Here is a 6,449-nt window from a genome sequence, read left to right as displayed (position 1 = left end):
AAGAGAATTTCATCGCTCGACTTGCATGTGTTAAGCACGCCGCCAGCGTTCGTCCTGAGCCAGGATCAAACTCTCAATAAAAAGTTTGATTCTAAGTCTTATTTCTAAGACTGCTCATAAAACTTACTAATAAAAGAATTGCTGGTTCTTAACTTATTATTCTGTTCAATTTTCAAAGACCATTACCACTTTTAGTGGTTTTTGTGTCACCCTCAAGCGACTTCCTTATCTTATCACTTGTTTCAGCACTTGTCAACATTTTTTTGAATTTTTTTAACTCAAATTTTGCTGACTTTTTAAGTTTATTATCAAATTAAACTTGTGTGCCTTAGCGACGTATTTTATAATATCACCCTTAAATACTTATGTCAACACTATTTTTATTTTTTTATTTATACCTTTTATATATAAAGAATATTTCTTAATATATATGTCAATAATATATTTGTATATACTATTGACAGTCTATAAATACCTTATATATAATTTGAATGTATTTATATTAATACGCAAAAGTAAATGGTATGCTTTAACATAAATCAAAAAGAAAGGGTGAAATTATTATGTTTGGTTTTTTAAAAAATAAATCAAAAAAACAAAACTCATCAAAACTATATGCTCCTGTAGACGGAAAGGTAATTCCATTATCTCAAGTTGAAGATCCAGTTTTCGCTCAAAAAATGGCTGGTGATGGTGTAGCAATAGATTCAACATCTGATACAATTGTATCACCAGCTGATGGTACACTTGAACTTGTATTTAATACAAAACATGCTTTTGCACTAAAATTAGATGATGGTGCTGAACTATTAGTTCATATAGGTTTAGAAACTGTTTCATTAAACGGAGAAGGATTTACTCAATTAGTTGAAGCAGGAACAAAAGTAAAGGTTGGTACACCTATAATAAAGATTGACAGAGAATTCATAAAAAGCAAAGGTTGCTCTTTAGTAACACCTGTATTAATAACAAATCCAGATTCTATGTCATCAATTACTCCTATAGAAAATATTGATGCCACTTCAGGCGAAACTGCAATTATTGAATATTCAGTATAAAAAAAGGCTATTGCATGTGGTATTTTGCAATAGCCTTTTTTTAATTAGCTTCTTCAATTAAAGAAACCCCTTCTTCATATATCTGTTCATTTATAGTATCAATATCTTTCTTAGATATGCTTTTCATAATAAAAATCCCCACCACAAATGATATTACTTCCCCAATAGGAAATGCCATCCAAATCATACTTTCAACATAAGGAATTTTTGTAAACACCCATGCAAGTGGAAGTGATATAACAACTAGCCTAAGTAATGATAATACCAAGGAACTTATTCCATGTCCTAATGCTTGATATATACCTTGATATGCAATATTAGCTCCAACAAATAAATATCCTAATGTTATAATTCTTATTGCTAATACACAAAGTTTTCTTGTTTCATCTGAAAGAGCAAATATACCAATTATCGGAACCGCAAAAATTTGAAGTATAATAAGTCCCACACCCATTATTGCTACTGTATATAATATTCCATATTTTATTCCTTGCTTTATACGTTTTTTATTTTTCATTCCATAGTTAAATGCAATAACAGGTATCATTGCATTATTCATTCCAAATGCCGCAAAAAATACAAACTGCTGTATCTTGTAGTATATCCCATAAGCTGTTACAGACGAAGTTGACACTTGTCCAAAAATAATATTTACACCATAAGTTGTAAAAGACATAAGCGCTTGCATAATAATTGCTGGAATACCTATTTTATATATTTCTTTTATAATTTTAACATCTGGTTTTATATATGAAATTTTAGTTTCAAACTCTCTATTATTATATTTAAAATGAAATACCATATCTATTAAACACGTAACACACTGTCCTATTACTGTTGCATAAGCAGCTCCTTCTATCCCCATAGATGGCATTCCAAAATATCCAAATATCATTATAGGATCAAGTATAATGTTAACACAGGCACCTGTAATTTGAGCTATAGTAGTTTGAATAGTTCTACCAGTTGCTTGCAATAATTTTTCAAAAACAAGATACATAGTAATACCAAATGATAGTGTTGTACATATTTTCAAATATGATATTGTCATTTCAATAATAATAGGATCAGAAGTTTGAGAACTTACATATACATTAATCCCCAAAATTGAAAACACTAAAAATATGATATATGTACATATGCCAAGAAAAATAGAATTTCCAGCAATTTTCCCAGCCTTATCTTTTTGCCCTGCACCTATGTATCTAGATAATAAAGCATTTATTCCAACTCCTGTCCCAACACCTACTGCTACCATTAACATTTGAATAGGAAAAGCTAATGTTAATGCATTTGATGCATAATCTCCCATATTTTTAATTGCTGGCGTATCCTTCATCTGTGATACAAAAATAGCATCTACTATATTATATACAGCTTGCAAAGCCATAGAAACCATCATAGGAATTCCCATAGTTATTAACAATTTCTTTATCGACATCACCCCCATCTTGTTAATACCTTTTTCTTTTTCCATATTTACTACATCCTAAAACATTTTAATAAATTCACGGAGTCTTTTAGGGAAGCTACCACAACCTTTAATAGGGCACAAAAAAATGCGTAAATCCAAATTATCTGGACTTACGCATTTGCAACTCGATATTAATTATATATTATCATATATATTTTAAAAAAGTCAAAGTGTATTTTATTTTATCTTATAAAATGTTATATGATCTTGCCATTTGCCATTTATATAAAGATAATCTTCATTAACACCTAACATCTTAAAACCACACCCTAAAAGAACTCTCTTAGATTTTTCATTATCTGTCAAAGTAGATGCTTCTACCCTATGCAAATCTAATTCTTCAAAAGCATACTTTGTAAGTGTAGATACAGCATCCTTCATGTATCCCTTTCCTTGTTCATCTTTATCAATAGAATATCCTATTATTCCGCTTTTAAAAATTCCATACACTATGTTTGATAATCGTATTTTCCCAATTAATTTTTCATTTTTATAAATTCCGAAATCAAGTGCAGATCCATTCAGATATTGTCTATAACTTTCAGTTAATATATTATGTTGAACTTGTTTAGTATAAAATATATTATCCCTATTAGGTTCAAAATTTTCTAAATGCTTTTTGTTTCTAATATAAAAATCAAGCATATCATCATCATCATTTGGCATAAGAATTTTTAAAGTTATTTTCTTTCCTTCAAGCTTAAGTAGGTTTAAACAACTTCCTGAATTGTACTCTTTTCTTGTTATCCCCATTGATATTTCGTTTGCAAGCTCGCCTTGAATATATAAGTTATCAATAAAAATACCTTCTAAAGAAAAACCAATATCTAAGAATACTGATAAATTAATATCATCAGGCATAAAAATATTAACTTTATTTATTTTAGGATTTTTATAAAGTACTCTTAGTATTAATCTTAAAGTTTCATTTAATAAATCATTATCTTTTTTTCGATAAAATTTAAAATTTATATTACATCTTTTATTTATTTCATCTAAATCTATTATTTCAAATCTTCCAATATTAATTCCACTTTTATCTCTTATAATATATTCGTTATCATTTCCTGAAGTTTTAAATATTGTTACCCCTTGCTCCATTTTACCATCTCCTGCTTTAACTTTCATTTTCACAAAATAATATGCTAACAATATTATATTGTAATTTAATAATTATTATGACTAATTTTAACTAGCAAGAATATCTTTTATTACTTCTCCTCCAATAATCATTCCTGCTACAGGTGGCACAAAAGAAATACTTCCTGGAGTTTGCTTTTTTCTTTTTCCATCAAGTTCTTTTTTATTGGTGTTTTCCAATTTTATAGGGACCTCTTCCGAATAAAGAACTTTTAATTTTTTAACACCTCTTTTTCTTAATTCATGCCTCATAACTTTAGCAAGAGGGCAAACTTTAGTTTTATATATGTCTGAAATTACAAATTTTGTTGGGTCAAGCTTGTTTCCTGTACCCATACTACTTATTAATTTTATACTCTTATCTTCACAATATTTTGCAAGGGCAATTTTAGTAGAAACAGTATCTATAGCATCTACTATATAATCTACATCATCATCAATAATCTCATCTAAATTATTTTCTAACACAAAAACCTTATGACAAACTACATTACATTCTTTATTAATTGATAGTATTCTTTCTTTTTCTACTTCAACCTTAATTCTCCCTATTGTCTCCAATGTAGCATGCACTTGTCTATTTAAATTAGATACTGCAATAGTATCATTATCAATAATAGTAATATTCCCCACTCCAGCTCTAGCAAGACATTCAACAGTATAACTTCCTACTCCGCCGACACCAAAAACCATAACCTTACTATTTTTTAATTTATCAAGTCCACTTTTACCAATTAATAATTCAGTTCTTGAAAAAGGCTTTTCATCCATATTAATTTTCTCCTTACAAATACCTATATTTTATTATATTTTATTTTATATTTTTCATTTATACAAGTACAAGAGTCTATTTGCTTATTACTTTGTAGAAATTAATATGTTTTTCTGCTAAACTGTACATATAAAATATATAGTAATAAAAGGAGATTTTTTATGATTTTAGGTATAATTGGCGCTATGGATGAAGAATTAGAAATCTTACTTAGCGATATGAAACTTCAAGACAAAAAAACAATTGCAAACATGACTTTCAACAAGGGAAAATTATGGAACAACGATGTAGTTGCAGTAGTATGTGGTATTGGTAAAGTAAATGCAGCTATATGCACTCAAATACTTGTTTCAGAATACAAAGTTGATAAAGTTATTAATGTAGGTGTTGCAGGAGGAATTTCTAAGGATATTTATCCTGGTGATGTTGTTGTTGCAGAAAATTTAGTAGAACACGATATAGATACCACTGCTTTTGGAGATCCACATGGGCAAATCCCAAGACTTGATACTTTTGATTTTAAATGCGATCCATATTTAATTGAAAAAGCAAAAGAAGCTTGCAAAAACATAAACGATATAAATACTTTTAGTGGCAGAATTGTATCTGGAGATGTATTTGTAGCTGATGTTGAAAAAATAAAATGGCTTGAAAAAGAATTTAATGCAATGGCTTGTGAAATGGAAGGAGCTAGTATAGCCCACACTTGCTATTTAAACAATATTCCTTTTGTTGTTATAAGATCTATATCTGATAACGCAAATAATGGTGCACATATGGATTATGCTAAATTTACTCCTATTGCAGTTAAACATTCTACTGCCATATTAAAAGAAATGCTTACACAACTATAATAAGCATTATTTTATGGAGGAATTAAAATGCTCAGAATATTTCCTGTACTTATTGTATACCTAATATTAAATATAATGGTAGGCATTAGAATTCAAAAATCCTTGTTGATAGAAAAAACTAATTGCAAAATTATTTTTTGGATAATATTCTTAATTATAGCTTTTTCCTTTGTTATAGCTGAAATATTTCCAAAAATCTTGCCATTTTCAGCAACAAAAATAATATACAATATAGGATGTATTTATTTAGGATTATTTGTATATATGATATTGTTATTTACTATTTCATTTTTTCTTACTCTTATATTTAAAAATGGGAAATTAGATTATTATTCTATTTCAATAGTACTCTCTATAATTTTAGTTATTTGTGGTTTTTATTTTGAAAATACAACAAAAATTAAAAATTATGATGTACAAATGGAAACAAAATTAGAAAATACTTCTTCAATGAAAGTTGCATTAATTTCTGATATTCACATTGGATATACTTTTGGACAATCACATTTAAATAAAATGATTACAGAAATAAATGATTTGAACCCTGACATAATTGTAATTGCTGGCGACTTGATAGACAGTGATTTAGATATTGCTTTACATGAAACTGACTTATCTGTTTTATCAAATCTAAAAAGTAAATATGGTACTTTTTTTGCTCTTGGGAATCACGATTGTTATACACAACAAATAGAAAGGCTTTCTAATATACTAAGAGAAAATAATATAACAGTTTTAAATGATGATTATTCATTAATAAATGATGATTTATATATAATAGGCAGAGTTGATCCAAGTATAAGTACAATCTCTTCTAATTCATATGTATCAGAAAGAAATTCACTAAATAGTATAATAAGCGATATTGATAAATCAAAACCAACTCTTGTAATTGATCATTCTCCTAATAATATGCAGGATTCTATAGAAAATGGTATTGATATTCAAGTATCAGGTCATACTCACAATGGTCAGCTTTTTCCATTTAACTTTGTTGTCAATAAGATATCTCCCATTGGCTATGGCTACAAAAAAATTAATGATACAAATGTTATAGTAAGTTCTGGTTATGGAACATGGGGACCACCAATAAGGACAACTGGTCATAGTGAAATAGCATTAATAAATATATATAATTAAAAAATAGCATT

Annotated in this window: 6 protein-coding genes and 1 rRNA gene; 3 read left to right on the top strand and 4 right to left on the bottom strand. The window is 28.0% G+C overall.

From position 1 onward, the window contains the following. Positions 1 to 81: ribosomal RNA gene (locus ACTNAO_RS10420) — 16S ribosomal RNA — on the bottom strand; the annotation flags it as partial. Between the two features lie 482 nt (positions 82 to 563). Here ACTNAO_RS10420 and ACTNAO_RS10415 point away from each other — a divergent pair. Further along, positions 564 to 1,058, top strand: coding sequence for a PTS sugar transporter subunit IIA (locus ACTNAO_RS10415; RefSeq protein ID WP_441028744.1), 495 nt, complete (start codon positions 564 to 566; stop codon positions 1,056 to 1,058). Positions 1,059 to 1,098: 40 nt separating this feature from the next. On the opposite strand, the gene ACTNAO_RS10410 is transcribed toward ACTNAO_RS10415, so the two are convergent. From ACTNAO_RS10410 to ACTNAO_RS10400, 3 genes are all read right to left on the bottom strand, one after another. Beyond that, a complete protein-coding gene (locus tag ACTNAO_RS10410; RefSeq protein WP_441028746.1) occupies positions 1,099 to 2,535 on the bottom strand; it encodes an MATE family efflux transporter in 1,437 nt (478 codons plus the stop codon). Between the two features lie 174 nt (positions 2,536 to 2,709). Then, entirely contained in the window at positions 2,710 to 3,660 is a 951-nt protein-coding gene (locus ACTNAO_RS10405) for a GNAT family N-acetyltransferase (protein WP_441028748.1), read from the bottom strand. Between the two features lie 60 nt (positions 3,661 to 3,720). After that, positions 3,721 to 4,443 carry a tRNA threonylcarbamoyladenosine dehydratase gene (locus ACTNAO_RS10400; RefSeq protein WP_441028750.1) on the bottom strand — a complete coding sequence of 241 codons (723 nt, stop codon included), beginning with the start codon at positions 4,441 to 4,443 and terminating at the stop codon, positions 3,721 to 3,723. Between the two features lie 162 nt (positions 4,444 to 4,605). Between ACTNAO_RS10400 and ACTNAO_RS10395 the strand changes: the two genes are divergently transcribed. Together ACTNAO_RS10395 and ACTNAO_RS10390 are read left to right on the top strand one after the other, a co-directional pair. Continuing rightward, the gene (locus tag ACTNAO_RS10395) at positions 4,606 to 5,298 is read left to right on the top strand and encodes a 5'-methylthioadenosine/adenosylhomocysteine nucleosidase (RefSeq protein WP_441028752.1); all 693 of its coding nucleotides are present in this window, start codon (positions 4,606 to 4,608) and stop codon (positions 5,296 to 5,298) included. Between the two features lie 27 nt (positions 5,299 to 5,325). Then, a complete protein-coding gene (locus ACTNAO_RS10390; protein ID WP_441028754.1) occupies positions 5,326 to 6,438 on the top strand; it encodes a metallophosphoesterase in 1,113 nt (370 codons plus the stop codon). Positions 6,439 to 6,449: the final 11 nt, after the last annotated feature.

This window comes from Clostridium sp. HCP1S3_C6, assembly GCF_052066735.1.
Taxonomy (GTDB): Bacteria; Bacillota; Clostridia; order Clostridiales; family Clostridiaceae; genus Clostridium.
The sequence above is the reverse complement of the archived record's forward strand: the minus strand, read 5'-3'. Positions and strand labels throughout refer to the sequence as shown.